A 16,002-nucleotide genomic window follows, 5' to 3' on the forward strand; every position below is an offset into this window, starting at 1 on the left:
GCCAAACCGGCGGGCTTTAACGTTACTCTCAGATTGTTATTGAGCGCTGCGCTCTGCGTAGATCTTCATGGCCTCAGCAAGGAACCTGGAAAGTCCCTTTCCATATTGTTCAATATTTTCAGTAAATCTTGCATCCGTAATGTACAGCTGCCCGACTCCGGCAAAGGCTTGCGGTGTGTATTCATAGCCAAAGCTCTTGTTAAAATACTGATACATTTTTTCCATTGCCTTTTGTGTAATAATCGAATCCGTGTTTTCATCTCGAATGGCTGCCAACTCAGTAAACAGCTCATTCAGACCTTGCAAAACAGAGGATTCTCCAGCCCTGTTAAGAGATGCAGCATGGGCTTTGCTTTTGTCTATAACCTCATCGCCATACAGCCGTCGGGCCTCCTCCTCATATGGATCGTTGTTCATATCAAAGCCGTTAAATTTTTCTTGTATATTCATGGTTATTTCTCCTTTTATAAGCTTCATGGATTTGTTAAGCGTATCAAGCATTGTTTCAATACGCTGTTTCTCATGCATCAGATACTTTTTTTGTAACTCAAATGCTTCCTCTCTGTCAAAAGTAGAACTGGTAAGCATTTTTTGGATTTTGGCTAAAGGGAAACCGCATTCTCTGAAAAACAGGATTTGCTGCAGCCGGTCCATATCTTCCTCGGAGTATTTGCGATACCCATTTTCCTCATTTCTTTTGGGGCAAAGCAGGCCGATATCATCATAATGATGAAGCGTGCGCACGCTGATACCGGTTAATTTTGCTACTTCCTTTGCATTCATGGGTTTTCCCTCCTTCCAACACATATGATACACTATTACGTAACGTTATAGTCAATGGTTTTTATAAATTTGCTTCTTATATAAAAAACAGATAAATAACATTTTAATAATTACAAAAATCCTTTTCATATATTAATCCCGTGTAGTCACTCCCATAATCAAAATAGATTTCTTATACTAATTTTCATATAAGGCAGCTATATTATGTGCCCTGCGCATCATTTCCGTTCGGATATGTGGCGGCTCCAAACACTGGCATTGATCCCCAAAGCTGAAAAGAATATTGTAATAGTATTCGTTTTCTATAAAAGGGAAATCCACAGTGTAATGCTCCTCGCCGTCTGGCAAAAAGTGCTCATAAGTACAGTAATCAAGGACCCTGTCCATGACCGATTTATGGATACGGATTTTAATGCTTTTTTGCATACCTGCCAAAATATCACTAAAATCCAACAGCGGTTTTTGATACGCTCGTGGTGTAAAAATATCTTCTTGTATCTGCAGGCTTGATATGCGGGATAGTTTAAATAAGCGAAAATCATTTCTATTACGGCAATACCCTTGCAGGTACCAATGACTGCCTTTGAGTACAAGCTGATACGGCTCTGCCGTTCGTGTGGTTTTATTTCCGTAGCGGTCTGAATAGTCAAACGATAGCAGCTTACTTTCCTGCAACGCTGTTTTCATGATTTCTAAATAAGGCTGTATGTTCCTGTTGCCCATCCAAGGACTTAAATCTATATATATTTGATTTACTTTTAATTCAATGTCTCTCGCTCTGTCGGCGGGGATAAAGCTCTTGACTTTTGCAAGGGCATTTACCACTTCATCACCTCGTATCATGCTGGATAGATTGGAAAGTCCCATTAAAATAGCAGAAAGGTCGGCAGTCGAAAAAACGGTTCGGTCAATCTTGTAGCTCTGCATGATCTCAAATCCGCCGCCTACTCCAGACGCCCCGTAAACAGGAATCCCCGCCATGTTGATCGTGTCAATATCCCGGTAGATCGTGCGGGGTGAAACTTCAAACATATCTGCTAACTCCTGGGCACTTATACGCTTTTTATCAAGTAGGATCATAATAATGCTAACAAGCCTGTCAACTTTCATCTGATAGCCGCCTTTCAAACTTTCACTTTTTATCATGGATTGTTGCCATACTGTTGTCAACAATTGAATGATACAATAAAAATGCAAACAAATCAATTCAACAATCACAAGGAGACACTATGCAGAAAAAAGGCTTAGTAATTATTGATATTCAAAATGATATAACAAAAAATTATAAGGATATTATTGTCAATATCAATAAAGCTATTGATTGGGCAGTCGATAATCGTATTCATGTTATCTATATAAGGCATGAAAATTTATCAGCCGGTACCAGGACCTTCAAGCCCAATACCTACGGGTCTGAATTTGTTTCAGACTTGAAGATAGTATCAAAAAATATATTCACAAAATACAAAGGAAACGTTTTAAGCAGTGAAGAATTCACAGAATTTATCAGTAACAATGAAATATGCGACTTTTACATAACAGGAGCAGATGCTGCTGCCTGTGTAAAATCAACCTGTTACAACTTATGCAGAGCTGCGTATGGCGTTAATGTATTATCAGATTGCATTACAAGTTATGATAAAAGGAAAATTGACGAAATGCTTGGCTATTATGAAAGGAAAGGATGTAGAATCATTCGTTTCAATGACCTTTCCTACACTCATTGAAGCACAAAAAAATCACTGATATAGCTGATAAAGATATTAGAAGGTTGTAAATTATGACAACCTGCAAGAAACAGGATGAAGCAGCAACTGGCATTGACCCCCTGGCAGACTGCCCGTAAATGGAAATACGAAGGCAGTCTGAACCAATTATACCGTCATATCGTTGGCTGAACCATAATGATGGGGGGCTCGTACCCCCGCTTATTATAGATGAATGCATATAGAACCCCATAATTTCTGATACTTTTTTTATAGAATCTCAAAAGTAAATAATGTCACTGCATTTACCGAGGGATTACAATTACCAGGATTACTAAGATTCCAAGGATAATACGATACCAGCCAAACGCTTTAAAATCATGTCTCCGGATAAAATTCATCAGAAACTTAATAACAAGTATAGATACTGCAAAGGCAACTGCCATTCCAACGCATAACACAATCTGTTCTGAGCTTGTGAACGCAAAACCGAATTTCAGCAGTTTTATTGCACTTAATCCAAACATAACAGGCACTGCAAGAAAGAATGTAAACTCTGCCGCAGCCACACGCGATACACCTAAAAGCAAGGCACCAATAATGGTTGCTCCTGAGCGCGACGTACCTGGAATGATGGAAAGTACCTGAAACAAACCAATCATAAAAGCTGTATAACAGGTAATATCAGATAGTTCTTTTGTACGGGCTATGCGTTTCTCATTCCAATGCTCCACAAAGATAAATGCTATCCCATAAACGATCAAGGCTGCTGCTATCACTTCAGGTGTGCGAAAATGAGCCTCAATATAATTATCAAACAAGATTGTTACTAATGCTCCCGGTATACAGGCAATCACTACTTTAAGCCAGATAAAAACCGTTTCTTTTTTTATTGCTGGTTTCTGCTTATCCTTCAATTGAAAAGGAAACATCTTTTCCCAGAATAATACGACTACTGCCAGGATTGCACCAAGCTGTATCACAACAAAAAACATTTCTTTAAATGCTGCCGTTGCTTTTAACTGTACAAATTCATCCACGATCAGCATATGTCCTGTGCTGCTGATTGGCAGCCATTCCGTAATTCCTTCCACAATTCCAAGAAAAATAACTTTAAGAATCTCTAAATAATTTAATATCATTTTCCCCCCCTGGACTACAAAACTTCACGAAAGTTTTCACAAAGAAATCCTATTCTAAATCTATATATATTATAGATGGATTCCCTCTGGATAGCAAGCTGACACTGATAATTCATTTTTTATTTCAGAGATTTTTACTTACGTTTATCATAGTTCCTATATCAGTCAAAAGAAAATATATTTATTAGAAAGATATCTGATGAAAAGAAAAAACGGATTCCCCCAATCAGACCGCAGGAGGAATCCATTTTTATATTATGATTTTAACTTTACCGGATAACACACCTCAGTTACCAGTTCTTCCGGATTCTGTGTCTGTGCCGGACTGACATGGTAGATGCAGAACATGGCACCGTTAAACTCATAACCGTTGTCGTTGACCCAGTTTGCAACCGCATGGTTGACCTCTGTGATCTGGTCATAACTGCCTTTATAGATGGAGGAAGCAATTTCCACCGGAGGAACCGTCTTGAACTTTACATGCTCCGTATCTTTATACGTTCCTTTTACCGAGGCCTGAATTTCCACATCGATTTCGCTGTCTTGAAACCCTTCATCGTGGAATATTGCAAGGCTTAAGCAGTTTTCTGCAAATTGAAAATTCTGATCTGCGGTTTCTGTCATAAGATAATTCCACAGCATCCCTTCCTGATTGTAAGCAGAAAGAACCATTCTTACACTTGCCACAGTTCTTTCAGGTATGGTCTTTAATATTACGTTATAATTCATGGAAGTCTCGTCCTTTCTCAGCCTCTCAATGGCTGACTCAAGGAGCCGCATACGGCGGCTGGTTTCCTTCATTTCTGCAAGGACCTCAGATTGCTTGATTTCCAGAAACTTTGCCAGTTCTCCGGGATCATCATATTTTTTAAAAATCTCTCCGATCACAGCCAGGCCAAATCCCATTTCTTTCAATGAAGTGATCCGGCATGCCATGGGGAGCTGGTCCTCACTGTAGTAGCGGTAGCCTGTCATGCGGTCAGTGCTCCTTGGCTCCAGCAGTCCGATCTCATCATAATGGCGCAGCATCCGTATACTGATCCTTGATAGTTTTGAAAAATCACCTATTTTCAGCATTTTTAATCCTCACATATGTGTGTTTTTTTGAGCTCATAATCAGTATAGAGTATCTCACAGTGTAAGAGTCAACTGCTTTTTAAAAGGTTTTACAAAAGCTGATAAAGCAGCCCCTGCCTCGTACTATACCAGATCAGCATCCCATGCCCTCTTTTCGGTATTCGGACGCTTAAGCTCCATTCCGGATACTGCTTGATGACCTGTATCCGGTCTCCAGCAGCAAAGGCGAGAAAGGAGATATAACACTCCTTCTCCATCGGATGGTCACTGGTAATATACCAGTCATCTTCCATTTCTTCAACAGAAAGTTTTTCATCCTCTTCTGCCTTTTTTAATGGAAGAGACGAAAGTTTTTTCCCGCAGCAGGTAATCTCGGCTTCACCGGTGCATAAAGTTATGCTTTTGCATGTGGAGCAGACAAAGTATTTTGTGTGTTTCATGTTGCCTCCGACAAATTCATTGGGGGATAAATCCCCCGCCAGCAGTTTCCCAATATCAACTCCCAGGATTCGGGTCAGTTCCGGAATCAGTGAGATATCCGGCAGACCGGATCCTCTCTCCCATTTGGACACCGTTTTATCACTGATATTCATTTGATCTGCAAGCTGTTTTTGCGTCATGTTCTGTTCCTGCCGCAGAGTGCGGATGATGGTTCCAATTTTACGGTATTCCATGGCTGCCTCCCTCCATTTATAAATTCACATCTATTTCTCACAATTCTCCGGCCGCCAATAGCGGGAACCATCCGGCTCACGGCATAGCAGACCATGATTGATAAGTTCCCGCCTTAACAGAAAAAAGTCATGAAAGGTATGCCATTTCTCACAGATTTCATTCACTTCTTTTTCTGTATAAGATTGGTGTTCATTGAATTTTTCAGCCAGATATTTTAGCACTGCAATCCTTGCATTGTGCTTTCTTGGCAGTTGAATGATCTTTCCTGACTGATCAACCATTCTGCTTATATCAATGATTTCCTCCATCAAAATCTCCTCCGTTCTGCTTTTCCAGCCACAACTCTAATAAAACATTTACGTCATCCGAAAATTCAGCTTCCGTCTGAGTATCCTTTTTTATAATTTCTTCTGCCACTTCAAAAGAAAATGCCTCCGCACCATACTGGTTCCAGGCTTCCCTCATACTGTTATCCGGGCTGGTATCCATTGACTGGGAGAATATAAACCGGTTTCTGGCTCCAAAAAGATCCGTAGTCGCCCGCAGCCAGACCTGATTTCCCTGGCCGCACTTTATGAAATATACCCCACCGCAGACCGGTCGATTCCGATATTGTTCTTTCAGAGCTTTTTTTGAAAGTTTATCCATATATTATCACCATCTTTCCTGTAAATACATTGTAACTGTTATCTGACAGATTTTCAATCCACGCTTCGTAGAGTCAAAAAAGCAGTCCGGCTTACGAATCGTCCGGACTGCTTCTTATTTACTTCTTTGTTTTTCTGCCTATACGTTTTTTCCTTATCTGAAATACTGGGGAAACTGTCTTACAATTTCCTGTGTCAACATATCTGCTAATTCCATTGCCTGACGTTCAATATTGGCAAACGTGGCATTGCTCGCTTCAAAATTACGTGCCATCATGTCAGAAACCAACTGCTTTAACAGATCCAGATTGCTCTGGAGCATGTTCCGCAAATCCGCTTCCGCCCAGTTGGAATTGAGGCTGTTTAAAAATGATGCCATTTTTTCCACATTATCATTCCAGCGTCTTTCTGCATCAGCCTGTGCTTCTGCATCGGCATTCATCATGGCATTTACCAGATCCGTGGCAATGGTCAATTGATCCAACATAAGGTTAGAAAGCTCCGAAGCATTGTCATCGCCGTAGAAGGTACGGAGTGCCATTTCAAAATCTTTTGGATTCTGCATCAGCCGTTCACTGATTATCTCTGTGTCCGGCAGATTAAAGAGCTTACTTTGGATAGCGATTCTCATCCAATAAGCATTCTGCATCCACAAAAACCGGAGATAATTATTTAGATTCTGTTCCGCTCTTGTGACCCACATTTCTAAGGGCGGCTCCTGTTGCGGCATTGGCCGTAGAGTTGGCTGCTGCCCGGGCCTTGGAGTGGGCTGTGGAGTGGGCATTGGCTGCGGACTCGGCTGTGGACTCGGCTGCGGCATCGGCTGTGGACTTGGCTGTGGCATTGGCTGTGGACTCGGCTGCGGACTCGGCTGTGGACTCGGCTGCGGCATCGGCTGCGGCATTGGCTGTGGCATTGGCTGCGGACTCGGCTGCGGCATTGGCTGCGGCATTGGCTGCGGCATTGGCTGCGGCATCGGCTGCGGCATTGGCTGCGGCATCGGCTGCTGCCCAGGCCTTGGAGTAGGCATTGGCTGCTGTCCGGGCTGTGGCAGGGGACGCATACTGTTATTTCCATTCATCGGAACACAGATCACCTGCCCAACAAACAGGTTGGTAGGATTAATACCCGGGTTTGCAGCCAAAAGCGCCTCTACAGAAGTATTTAGACGCTGAGAAAGCAGCCAGAGGGTATCTCCTGCCTGAATAATGTAAGATTGATAACCTTCCGGGCAGGAAGGCATCTGTTCGTTTTCCATCATATCATCGGAATCCGTCTGCTGCATGCGGGGCCATGATGGAAAATTGCGGAATCGGTATCCGGCTGGAATCCATATTACCTGACCGTTCACCAGATTATTGGGATTGATCCCAGGATTTAAAGCCATAATTGTTTCAACCGTTGTACAATAAGTCTGAGATAGTTTCCAAAGCGTATCTCCTTCTTGAATGGTATAGGTACGCAACCCTACCGGACAATTCCTTGGCGGCTGGGGTTGGGGCTGAGGCTGTGGCTGGGGCCATACTCTGCCAGGGATGCAGATTATCTGTCCAACCCTTAAATTGTTGGGAACAAGGCCACGGTTTGCAGTCATAATCGCATCAACGGTAGTATTAAATCGTCTTGAAATCAGCCATAGGGTATCACCGGCCTGAACGGTGTAGGAAAACATTCCACTTGGACAAGAAGCCATAATATTACTGCCTTTCAAATAAAACAATTTGTCTTATGTTATGATAAAAAAAACGGAATAGTACCTGTCAACCCGCCATAATTTGCATTTTGTTAAAATAATTCTCCACATTCTTCTGATTATTGATGAATCACTCTTCTATATAACAAGTTCCTTTTCTAATCACAGGAACAAACCGCATGTTTTCCCTTTACATTTTCAGGTCCCCCGTTTAATCCATAGTTTGTTGATGTGTTTCCTTACCTTCATACGGTGGAACTTCTGTAATGATTGGGGCAAGGCCGCACACCGCATTCTCACAGCCTGCTATTTTATAGACAGAAATAAAAAAATTTTTAAAAAACTATTGACTTTTCAAATTATATTGAGTACAATACAATTGTATTAAATAATAAATCACATGGAGAGGTGCCAAAATGAATCTATACAATATTACCGTAATGGACATGAAACAAAACCCGGTTTCCCTGTCAGATTTTCAGGGAAAGGTCCTGCTCATTGTAAATACAGCCACGGGCTGCGGATTCACGCCCCAGTATGAGGGACTTGAAGAGTTATACAAAAAGTATAAGGACAAAGGCTTTGAGATTCTTGATTTTCCCTGCAACCAGTTCGGCCATCAGGCACCCGGTAACGAAGAGGAAATTCATGAATTCTGTCAGCTGACTTACCATGTTTCATTTCCCCAGTTTGCAAAAATCGAAGTAAACGGGGCCAACGAATCTCCCCTTTATACCTATTTGAAATCCTGTCAGAAGGGTATGCTTGGTTCTGGTATCAAGTGGAACTTTACAAAATTTCTGGTCAGCCGGGATGGTACAGTGTTAAAGCGCTACGCTCCGACCGATAAACCGGAAAAATTAGAAAAAGATATTCTTGCTCTTTTATAAAGAGCCATCAATAAAATAAAAAAGGGTCAATAGAAAGGAACAATTCACATGAAAATCAAAGCAGTTAAGTTATACGGAGACGGATTTATGACACAGCCATTTGCAATGGGAGGCGGAGTAAGCGAACCTATCTTTGATGAAGGAAAAACCTATCCTTCCAGCCTGCAGAATTACGTCATTGACACAGGAAAAGAAGTAATCCTTATAGATACCGGAGTCCCAAAAGAAACTCCTGACACTCCCCCAAGAGAAGGACAGAAAATCTATCAGGGAAAGCGGATCAATGACTACTTAACCGCTTTGGCAGAGCTTGGATATGGACCGGAACAGGTGACCAGGATTCTTTTGACCCATAAGCATCCGGACCATTCCGGAGAGCTGAGAAGCTTCCCCAACGCAAAGATTTACCTTTCCGAGGCAGAAGCCGACGCTTTAAAGCTGGAAGGTGACAACATCGTCCGTGTTACGTATAAGGATGGCCCCTATTACAACTTTACTTCCAGCGAAAAAATCACTGATGGCATCTATTTTCTTCCTGCTCCGGGACATACAAAAGGCAACAGCATGGTGATTGCAGAATCAGACGGCCTCTTCTACCTGATCCATGGAGATATTACGTATACCGATGCAGCCCTGAGAGAAAACCGGTTATCCATGGTTTTTGAAGATCTGGAAGCTGCGAAAGAAACCCTTTCAAAAGCACGGACCTTTATTAAAAATCATAAAACGGTATACCTTTCTACCCACACTCCGGAAAGTCTTGCCAATCTGGAAGAAAAAAAGATCATGGAATTATAATTCTTTATATGCTCCACCTTCGTAAGGCTGCCGTAACGGCAGTCTTATTGATTTTTCCTGTCATTAACCCCATGTTTCTCTAAGAATGATGGAAATGCAGGGAAATCCATAGTATAATAAGGCCGTTAAGATCTGTTACACTTTTACATTTATACGTTGGAAATATACCCCCTGACAGCCACACGAAGGAGACAGAATGATTAAACTGGAAAAATACCAGACCCTGATAATATTTGCAGCTATGCCTCTGGGCCTCTTGCTGGGACAGATTAAAGTTTTAGAAACCTATGCCGGTAACTTTGTAACTCCATTTTTATTTGTCATGCTGTTGGGCGCTTTTTTGAACATCCCATTAAAGGATTACCGCAAAGCATTTTCAAATGTAACATTTTCCATCATCACCATCGTGATCAACTTTATCTGGACGCCCATACTGGTATGGTTTTTAGGGAAACTGTTTCTGTCCCATTCGCCAATTATGCAGCTGGGATTTATCATGCTGATGGTTACTCCCTGTACCGACTGGTATCTCATATTTACGGGCATGGTAAAAGGCAATGTTCCTCTGTCAGCAACCGTTCTTCCGGTAAATCTTGTCTTTCAGGTAGTACTTCTTCCGGTTTATCTGCTGATCTTTGGAAACGTATCCGGAACCGTCAGCCTTCCGGATGTACTAAGCAGCGTGACGATCATGCTGATTCTGCCCTTTACTATGGCGCAAATCGGAAAATGGCTGCTAGGAAAATTACACAATTCCAATCAGAGAGAACGGATTTACAGCAGCTTGGGGTCCATGCAGACCCTGCTTCTTGCTCTGGCCATATCTGCCATGTTTGCCTCAAAGGGGAAAAGTCTGCTGACAAATCTGAATGTTATTGCAATCCTCCTTATCCCGGTTCTGCTGTTTTATCTCATTAATTTTCTGCTCGCACAGACCGCAGGCAAGGCCATTCGCTATTCCTATGAAGACAGGGCCAGCCTGACACTGACCACCATTGCAAAGAACTCTCCCATGACACTTGGAGTCGCACTCATGGCCTTTCCCAATGAACCTCTCATCCATTTGATTATGGTGATCGAGCCCCTCATTGAGCTTCCTGCGATGATGCTGATCACAAGAATACTCCTCCTTCTCCGGAAACGGGAAATGAAATAACAGATTTCCCGGAGCAAACCGGTGGCTGATACCTTAACTATACGCTATATTGTGCCAGCATCTCTTCCAGGCGCCTTTGCAGCTCCCCGCGTACAAAGTCCGGTTCCACACAGGTCAGTTTATTTCCAAAGCTCAATAAAATCCCATATCCATAATCATCATCTATAAAAGGAAATTCCACAAGTAATCTACCGTTTCCAAGGTCTGTCATATCCTCAAGACTACAGTAATCAAGCATTTTGTCAACTGCCGAATGATCCAGCAGCAGCTTTATTTTAAATGTCCTTCTGCTCATCTCATGGGTGAAATCGGAAAATGGATGAGGCAGAGGCCGGCGGTTAAAGGAATCCGCCTCCATATGCACATCATACATTCTTCGAAGTTTAAACAATTTAAATTCCTCTTTTTTACTTACATAGCCCTGCAAATACCATTGGCTGTCTTTAAAAACCAGGCGGTGAGGTTCGATGCCGCAAAAACGCTCCTGGCCCCTTCTGCCAAGATATAAAAAGTTTATTAACTGCTTTTCCTCCATCCCATGCTTGACTCCATCAAGAGCTGGATTTAAATCTTTTCCTCTTATCCAGGAAGAAAGATCAAACATGACCTGCTCCGTTTTTGAAGCCACATCATCAGCAAATTCTTCCGGAACAAAGCTTTTTATTTTTGCATGAACCTTTGTAACATCCGTTCCTGACAACGCATTATGAACGATTCCAAGGCCCATCAGCATCGTACTGATATCATCCGCCGTAAAAATCCCTTTTTCAATTTTATACTGCTCCATAATACCGATTCCTCCGCCGATTCCAGAAGCAGTGGTGACCGGTATTCCGGCTGCACTGATAGCTTCAATATCACGGTAAATGGTCCGGACCGATACCTCGAACATTTCTGCCAGTTCTTTTCCTGTTATCTGCTTTCGCTGCAAAAGCAGCATTACGATTGCAAGCATCCGCTCAAATTTCACACCAATACCTCCAAATTTATTTTTAGTGACTGACATACAGATGTCACCAATATCCGGTTATACTCATAATACATCAAATTCAGGAGGAAATATATTATGATTAAACTTTTTTTATCTTCATCCTTTCAGGAAACTGCAAATCTGCTTCCTGATTTTATATCCGGTGATCTGGCAGGAAAAACCGTTACATTTATTCCCACAGCCGCCTTGCATGAAAAGGTGAATTTCTATGTGGAATCAGGAAAAAAGGCACTGGAAAAGCTGGGACTCTGGGTAGAGGAACTGGAAATATCCACAGCAGAACAACCCCATATTATAAACCGCCTGCAGAACAACGATTTAATATATGTAACCGGAGGCAACACCTTCTTTTTATTGCAGGAGCTAAAAAGGACCGGAGCAGATCAAATCATAAAGGAACAGATTCTGTCCGGAAAACCCTATATCGGAGAATCAGCCGGTTCCATGATTCTCTCACCCGGCATCGAATATGCAAAAGATATGGATGATCCCAGCATGGCATCCGATTTAGAAAGCTTTGACGCGTTACAGATCATTGATTTTTATCCTGTCCCCCACTACAGCTGCTTTCCATTCCAAAAAGAAACGGAAAAAATCATCTCTGAATATGAAGATACTATAGATTTAAAACCCATCACTAATTCTCAGGTAATCCTTGTTCATGGCAGTGATGTTCAGATTGCCGAATAAATCCAAAGGAAGACTTTAACCGACAGATCCTGACTGGAAAATACAAGCCGCACAAAATCCCCTTTCTTATAATAACATGATAGTAAGAAAGGAGGCACTCACCATGAACATTTGTGATTTCGATGGTCTTACCGGTCGTGTAATAACTTCAGATGACCCTTATTATGAAGAGCTTAGACAAGTTTACAACAGAGCTGTGAATAAATTCCCTCTGGCCATCGTTTACTGTCAAAAGGAAACGGATGTCAGCAATGCCGTGCTGTGGTCCAGATCCCATCATGTCTCCCTGCGTATCCGAAACGGCGGTCATAATTATGAAGGCTATTCCACAGGAAATGATATCCTTGCCATTGATTTAAGCGAAATGAACCAGATATCCATAGATGAAACTGCCAATCTGCTTACGGTACAGGGAGGTGCAAAGAACAGACAGGTATATGAATTTGTCTCTTCCATGGGATATCCTTTTCCCGGAGGCACCTGCCCCAGTGTTGGGGTCAGCGGCTATGCCCTTGGGGGCGGCTGGGGCCTTTCCTGCCGGTACCTTGGGCTGGGATGCGACTGTCTCACCCAGCTTCGGATGATAAATTACGAAGGAACGGCTCTGACTGCCAGTCCTACCGAAAACCCGGATTTGTTCTGGGCGCTTCGTGGAGGCGGCGGCGGAAACTTTGGTATCATTGTATCCATGACCTTCCGCCTTCCGGGGAAAGTAGACAAAATCACTTTGATCGATATCCGGTACCCGGATTCCGATCAGGAAAAGCAGTCTGCCTTTGTTCAAATCTGGCAGGATTGGCTCACAGATACCGACCCCAGAATCACACTGGTATCCCGGATCTTTAACTCCAGGGAAGATGGACTTGGCATCCTTGCCCGGGGGTTCTTCTATGGCCCGCCGGAAGCGGCCCTTGGGATCATACAGCCCCTTTTAAGGCTTGGCGGAGTAAAATACACGCTCAAATATCTGCCGTTTTTGGAAGCGGTCAATATCATCGGCAGTTTTTATCCACCCTATGAAGCATTCCAGTCCACAAGCCGTTTTGTCCTCCGTGATCTTACAGATTGCGAAAGCTGCCGTCTGGCAGCAATGATTGCAGACCGTCCGCAAGGTTCCAGTTATGCGGCCCTGTCCTTTTACGCCCTGGGCGGCAAAGTCTCTCAAGTTGATCCGGAAGCAACTGCCTTCTACTATCGCAATGCAAAGTATATTCTCTGGCTCAATACGGTTTTTGATGGCTGCAAATGTGATAATTCAGCCTGGATCGCAGACCGTTTTTGCTATTTACAAACCATTACCGAAGGAGCCTATGTCAACTTTCCGTACGATGCTCTTCCCCGCTGCCACGAGGAATATTATGGCAGCAACGCCTGCAGATTAAAGATGGTAAAGGAACGATATGATCCTCTCAACATTTTTTCATTTCCACAGGGAATCGGCAGTAAAATATGCTGTTAATCTTTTGCATAAAAAATGCGTCTTGTTTCAGCCTTTAAGCTGTTTCAAGACGCATCTTTATTATGAAAGCTCCTGCAGCACTCCTACCGGTCCGGATTGCGATTGGATTTTCCCAATATCTTATAGAGAAGCTGATATAACTGCTTTGCCTCATCAGCCTCAAGAGGCACACACTGAACAATTTTTTCCGGTATGTGCACTGCCTGCTCTTTTAAGTTTTCTCCCTGTTCCGTCAGCTCTACGATGACACTTCGTTCATCTGCTTTATCCCGGCTTCGGATAAGGAGTCCGGCACTTTCCATCTTTTTTAACAGGGGGGTCAGGGTACCGCTGTCCAGATAAAGGATCTCTCCTAACTGCTTTACGGTAAGCCGCTTTCTGTCCCACAGAACCATCATGGCGATATACTGGGTATAAGTCAAACCGATCTCATCAAGAAATGGCTTATACATTCGTACGATCTCACGGGAACATGCATAGAGTGGAAAGCATAGCTGGTTTTCTATTTTCAATTTGTCGTAATTCATAACTGGTCTCCGTTCTCCCACTGTTTTAACTATGATCTATTACAATAATTCTTTTACGCTCTCTTCCACAAGCTTCATATCAGCCGTGGGCTCAAATCTTTTCACTACATTTCCCTTGCGGTCCACAAGGAACTTTGTAAAATTCCATTTGATATCAGGCTCGTTCTTATAATCAGGATTTTTTTCATTAAACATCTTCTCCAGAACAGGAGTCAGCTCATGTCCTGCATCAAAGCCTTCAAAATTCTTTTCCTTTACAAGATACTTATAAAGGGGAATCGCCTGATCTCCATTTACTTCAACCTTTGAGAACTGAGGATAGGTGATTCCAAATCGTCCGGTACAAAAGGTATGGATCTCATCATCGGCACCAGGAGCCTGATTGCCGAACTGGTTACATGGGAAATCAAGAATTTCCAGCCCCTTATCTGCATACTTTTCATAAATCTCCTGCAAATCTCCATACTGAGGAGTGAAGCCGCAAGCAGTAGCTGTATTAACGATTAATAACACTTTCCCTGAATAATCAGATAAATTCTTCTCTTTCCCATCCATTGTTTTTACTGTAAAATCATAAACAGACATATATATACCTCCTTAATATATTATACAAAATTAAATTTATTAAAATCATCTTTATTATAAGCTTATTATTCCCCAATGTCAATTATATTATGTAATTAAATTTAACAAAATTTAGTTACATAAAATTTTTTACCGTATTGACAGAGAAAATATTTCATGATAACATTTGTATGTACAAACAAGAGAGGTGATGCTTTGAACGGGAAATCCAATACCAAAGAACAGACCTGTACGTTAAACAGCTGCTTATTCTTTTCCAACGCCAAACTTTCCAGAGCTTTAGGAAAAATCGCTGACGAGGCATTTTCAAAAACAGGGCTTTCTCCAAGCCATGCACTGCTGCTTTACCGAATCAATACAAACGGCGGTATCATGCAGAAAGAGCTGGGAGATACGTTTCATTTAACTCCCTCTACCATTACCCGTCTGATTGAGAAGCTGGAGCACAAAGGGTTTGTTTCAAAACAATCAGAAGGGAAACAGGTGTATTTAAACACTACCTCTGAGGGACTAAAAATGCAGGCTGAAATCATGAAATCATGGAATCAGCTCCATCAGGCATACGAAGGAGTTTTAACCCAGGAGGAGACCGCTCATTTTATTGAAATAAGCGGAAAACTTTTAAACCATTTAGAAAACAAATCAGGAGGTCCAAACCATGCAGGAAATTTTTAACAGAAGGAGCATTCGTAAATTCACCGATCAGCCGGTGGAACCGGAGAAAATCGACAAACTGCTTCGTGCAGCCATGCAGGCACCATCGGCAGTGAACCAGCAGCCATGGGAATTCATCGTTGTGCAGGATAAGGAGCGTCTGGAGAAGCTGTCCCAAACTTCCCCTTATGCCAAATTAATTGCCGGTTCTCCTTTGACTTTTGTGTTAGTAGCAAATAAACATGATATAAAAGTTCCTGGCGCCCTTGGCTGGGAGGAAGATATGGGAGCTGCTGCTCAGAACATTCTTCTGGAGGCCGTTCACTTAGGGCTTGGCGGCGTATGGCTCGGCGTTGCCACCACCGAGATCGTTCCAAAGAATATAACCGCCTTCTTTGACCTTCCGGACTACATCCTGCCTTTTGCCATGATATCCATCGGATACCCGGACGGTCAGGAGAATAAATTTGTAGACCGTTACAAAGAAGAAAAAGTCCATTACGAAAAATGGTAATAAAATAAGGGAGAA

20 protein-coding genes are annotated in these 16,002 nt (G+C 42.5%); 9 read left to right on the forward strand and 11 right to left on the reverse strand.

Going from position 1 to position 16,002, the window contains the following annotated elements; genetic code table 11:
• Positions 1-36: 36 nt before the first annotated feature.
• Together ACLTWA_RS07140 and ACLTWA_RS07145 are read right to left on the reverse strand one after the other, a co-directional pair.
• The gene (locus ACLTWA_RS07140; protein ID WP_412326917.1) at positions 37-783 is read right to left on the reverse strand and encodes a MerR family transcriptional regulator; all 747 of its coding nucleotides are present in this window, start codon (positions 781-783) and stop codon (positions 37-39) included.
• 177 nt (positions 784-960) lie between these two features.
• Positions 961-1,893 carry a helix-turn-helix transcriptional regulator gene (locus ACLTWA_RS07145; protein ID WP_412327197.1) on the reverse strand — a complete coding sequence of 311 codons (933 nt, stop codon included), beginning with the start codon at positions 1,891-1,893 and terminating at the stop codon, positions 961-963.
• A gap of 119 nt (positions 1,894-2,012) precedes the next feature.
• On the opposite strand from ACLTWA_RS07145, the gene ACLTWA_RS07150 reads away from it, so the two are divergent.
• Positions 2,013-2,510: a cysteine hydrolase family protein gene (locus tag ACLTWA_RS07150; RefSeq protein WP_412326918.1), complete on the forward strand. Its 498-nt coding sequence runs from the start codon at positions 2,013-2,015 to the stop codon at positions 2,508-2,510.
• Between the two features lie 284 nt (positions 2,511-2,794).
• Here the strand turns inward: ACLTWA_RS07150 and ACLTWA_RS07155 are convergent, their stop codons facing one another.
• The 6 genes from ACLTWA_RS07155 to ACLTWA_RS07180 all read right to left on the reverse strand — a co-directional run bounded on the left by ACLTWA_RS07155 (position 2,795) and on the right by ACLTWA_RS07180 (position 6,733).
• A complete protein-coding gene (locus ACLTWA_RS07155) occupies positions 2,795-3,631 on the reverse strand; it encodes an undecaprenyl-diphosphate phosphatase (RefSeq protein WP_412326919.1) in 837 nt (278 codons plus the stop codon).
• Between the two features lie 255 nt (positions 3,632-3,886).
• Positions 3,887-4,708 (reverse strand): MerR family transcriptional regulator, encoded by an 822-nt coding sequence (locus ACLTWA_RS07160; RefSeq protein WP_412326920.1) that lies wholly within the window; start codon positions 4,706-4,708, stop codon positions 3,887-3,889.
• Positions 4,709-4,797: 89 nt separating this feature from the next.
• Positions 4,798-5,382 (reverse strand): helix-turn-helix domain-containing protein, encoded by a 585-nt coding sequence (locus tag ACLTWA_RS07165; RefSeq protein WP_412326921.1) that lies wholly within the window; start codon positions 5,380-5,382, stop codon positions 4,798-4,800.
• Positions 5,383-5,412: 30 nt separating this feature from the next.
• Positions 5,413-5,691, reverse strand: coding sequence for a DUF2087 domain-containing protein (locus tag ACLTWA_RS07170; RefSeq protein WP_412326922.1), 279 nt, complete (start codon positions 5,689-5,691; stop codon positions 5,413-5,415).
• A complete protein-coding gene (locus ACLTWA_RS07175) occupies positions 5,675-6,031 on the reverse strand; it encodes a GIY-YIG nuclease family protein (RefSeq protein ID WP_412326923.1) in 357 nt (118 codons plus the stop codon). The genes ACLTWA_RS07170 and ACLTWA_RS07175 overlap by 17 nt, the downstream gene beginning before the upstream one ends.
• A gap of 153 nt (positions 6,032-6,184) precedes the next feature.
• Positions 6,185-6,733 (reverse strand): hypothetical protein, encoded by a 549-nt coding sequence (locus ACLTWA_RS07180; protein WP_412326924.1) that lies wholly within the window; start codon positions 6,731-6,733, stop codon positions 6,185-6,187.
• On the opposite strand from ACLTWA_RS07180, the gene ACLTWA_RS07185 reads away from it, so the two are divergent.
• From ACLTWA_RS07185 to ACLTWA_RS07200, 4 genes are all read left to right on the forward strand, one after another.
• Positions 6,723-7,205 carry a hypothetical protein gene (locus ACLTWA_RS07185; protein WP_412326925.1) on the forward strand — a complete coding sequence of 161 codons (483 nt, stop codon included), beginning with the start codon at positions 6,723-6,725 and terminating at the stop codon, positions 7,203-7,205. The two genes, ACLTWA_RS07180 and ACLTWA_RS07185, sit on opposite strands and share 11 nt — an antisense overlap.
• A 934-nt stretch (positions 7,206-8,139) precedes the next feature.
• Entirely contained in the window at positions 8,140-8,613 is a 474-nt protein-coding gene (locus tag ACLTWA_RS07190; RefSeq protein ID WP_412326926.1) for a glutathione peroxidase, read from the forward strand.
• Positions 8,614-8,661: 48 nt separating this feature from the next.
• Entirely contained in the window at positions 8,662-9,411 is a 750-nt protein-coding gene (locus ACLTWA_RS07195; RefSeq protein WP_412326928.1) for an MBL fold metallo-hydrolase, read from the forward strand.
• Between the two features lie 196 nt (positions 9,412-9,607).
• Entirely contained in the window at positions 9,608-10,567 is a 960-nt protein-coding gene (locus ACLTWA_RS07200) for an arsenic resistance protein (protein ID WP_412326929.1), read from the forward strand.
• A gap of 37 nt (positions 10,568-10,604) precedes the next feature.
• On the opposite strand, the gene ACLTWA_RS07205 is transcribed toward ACLTWA_RS07200, so the two are convergent.
• Positions 10,605-11,537: a helix-turn-helix transcriptional regulator gene (locus ACLTWA_RS07205; RefSeq protein ID WP_412326930.1), complete on the reverse strand. Its 933-nt coding sequence runs from the start codon at positions 11,535-11,537 to the stop codon at positions 10,605-10,607.
• A gap of 96 nt (positions 11,538-11,633) precedes the next feature.
• On the opposite strand from ACLTWA_RS07205, the gene ACLTWA_RS07210 reads away from it, so the two are divergent.
• Both ACLTWA_RS07210 and ACLTWA_RS07215 read left to right on the forward strand, forming a co-directional pair.
• On the forward strand, positions 11,634-12,248 hold the full coding sequence (locus ACLTWA_RS07210) for a Type 1 glutamine amidotransferase-like domain-containing protein (RefSeq protein WP_412326931.1): 615 nt from the start codon (positions 11,634-11,636) through the stop codon (positions 12,246-12,248).
• Positions 12,249-12,351: 103 nt separating this feature from the next.
• Positions 12,352-13,707 (forward strand): FAD-dependent oxidoreductase, encoded by a 1,356-nt coding sequence (locus ACLTWA_RS07215; protein WP_412326932.1) that lies wholly within the window; start codon positions 12,352-12,354, stop codon positions 13,705-13,707.
• An 83-nt stretch (positions 13,708-13,790) separates the two neighbouring features.
• On the opposite strand, the gene ACLTWA_RS07220 is transcribed toward ACLTWA_RS07215, so the two are convergent.
• Both ACLTWA_RS07220 and ACLTWA_RS07225 read right to left on the reverse strand, forming a co-directional pair.
• Positions 13,791-14,234, reverse strand: coding sequence for a MarR family winged helix-turn-helix transcriptional regulator (locus tag ACLTWA_RS07220; protein ID WP_412326933.1), 444 nt, complete (start codon positions 14,232-14,234; stop codon positions 13,791-13,793).
• Positions 14,235-14,273: 39 nt separating this feature from the next.
• On the reverse strand, positions 14,274-14,819 hold the full coding sequence (locus tag ACLTWA_RS07225; protein WP_412326934.1) for a glutathione peroxidase: 546 nt from the start codon (positions 14,817-14,819) through the stop codon (positions 14,274-14,276).
• 156 nt (positions 14,820-14,975) lie between these two features.
• On the opposite strand from ACLTWA_RS07225, the gene ACLTWA_RS07230 reads away from it, so the two are divergent.
• Entirely contained in the window at positions 14,976-15,494 is a 519-nt protein-coding gene (locus ACLTWA_RS07230) for a MarR family winged helix-turn-helix transcriptional regulator (protein ID WP_412326935.1), read from the forward strand.
• A complete protein-coding gene (locus ACLTWA_RS07235; RefSeq protein WP_412326936.1) occupies positions 15,478-15,987 on the forward strand; it encodes a nitroreductase family protein in 510 nt (169 codons plus the stop codon). The genes ACLTWA_RS07230 and ACLTWA_RS07235 overlap by 17 nt, the downstream gene beginning before the upstream one ends.
• Positions 15,988-16,002 lie beyond the last annotated feature (15 nt).

The organism is Lacrimispora sp. (genome assembly GCF_046972725.1).
GTDB lineage: Bacteria > Bacillota > Clostridia > Lachnospirales > Lachnospiraceae > Lacrimispora.

Coding starts and splice junctions, on each gene's coding strand:
- ACLTWA_RS07140 (WP_412326917.1), bottom strand. CDS start 783: ATGAATGCAAAGGAAGTAGCAAAATTAACCGGTATCAGCGTGCGCACG.
- ACLTWA_RS07145 (WP_412327197.1), bottom strand. CDS start 1,893: ATGAAAGTTGACAGGCTTGTTAGCATTATTATGATCCTACTTGATAAA.
- ACLTWA_RS07150 (WP_412326918.1), top strand. CDS start 2,013: ATGCAGAAAAAAGGCTTAGTAATTATTGATATTCAAAATGATATAACA.
- ACLTWA_RS07155 (WP_412326919.1), bottom strand. CDS start 3,631: ATGATATTAAATTATTTAGAGATTCTTAAAGTTATTTTTCTTGGAATT.
- ACLTWA_RS07160 (WP_412326920.1), bottom strand. CDS start 4,708: ATGCTGAAAATAGGTGATTTTTCAAAACTATCAAGGATCAGTATACGG.
- ACLTWA_RS07165 (WP_412326921.1), bottom strand. CDS start 5,382: ATGGAATACCGTAAAATTGGAACCATCATCCGCACTCTGCGGCAGGAA.
- ACLTWA_RS07170 (WP_412326922.1), bottom strand. CDS start 5,691: ATGGAGGAAATCATTGATATAAGCAGAATGGTTGATCAGTCAGGAAAG.
- ACLTWA_RS07175 (WP_412326923.1), bottom strand. CDS start 6,031: ATGGATAAACTTTCAAAAAAAGCTCTGAAAGAACAATATCGGAATCGA.
- ACLTWA_RS07180 (WP_412326924.1), bottom strand. CDS start 6,733: ATGTGGGTCACAAGAGCGGAACAGAATCTAAATAATTATCTCCGGTTT.
- ACLTWA_RS07190 (WP_412326926.1), top strand. CDS start 8,140: ATGAATCTATACAATATTACCGTAATGGACATGAAACAAAACCCGGTT.
- ACLTWA_RS07195 (WP_412326928.1), top strand. CDS start 8,662: ATGAAAATCAAAGCAGTTAAGTTATACGGAGACGGATTTATGACACAG.
- ACLTWA_RS07200 (WP_412326929.1), top strand. CDS start 9,608: ATGATTAAACTGGAAAAATACCAGACCCTGATAATATTTGCAGCTATG.
- ACLTWA_RS07210 (WP_412326931.1), top strand. CDS start 11,634: ATGATTAAACTTTTTTTATCTTCATCCTTTCAGGAAACTGCAAATCTG.
- ACLTWA_RS07215 (WP_412326932.1), top strand. CDS start 12,352: ATGAACATTTGTGATTTCGATGGTCTTACCGGTCGTGTAATAACTTCA.
- ACLTWA_RS07220 (WP_412326933.1), bottom strand. CDS start 14,234: ATGAATTACGACAAATTGAAAATAGAAAACCAGCTATGCTTTCCACTC.
- ACLTWA_RS07225 (WP_412326934.1), bottom strand. CDS start 14,819: ATGTCTGTTTATGATTTTACAGTAAAAACAATGGATGGGAAAGAGAAG.
- ACLTWA_RS07230 (WP_412326935.1), top strand. CDS start 14,976: ATGATAACATTTGTATGTACAAACAAGAGAGGTGATGCTTTGAACGGG.
- ACLTWA_RS07235 (WP_412326936.1), top strand. CDS start 15,478: ATGCAGGAAATTTTTAACAGAAGGAGCATTCGTAAATTCACCGATCAG.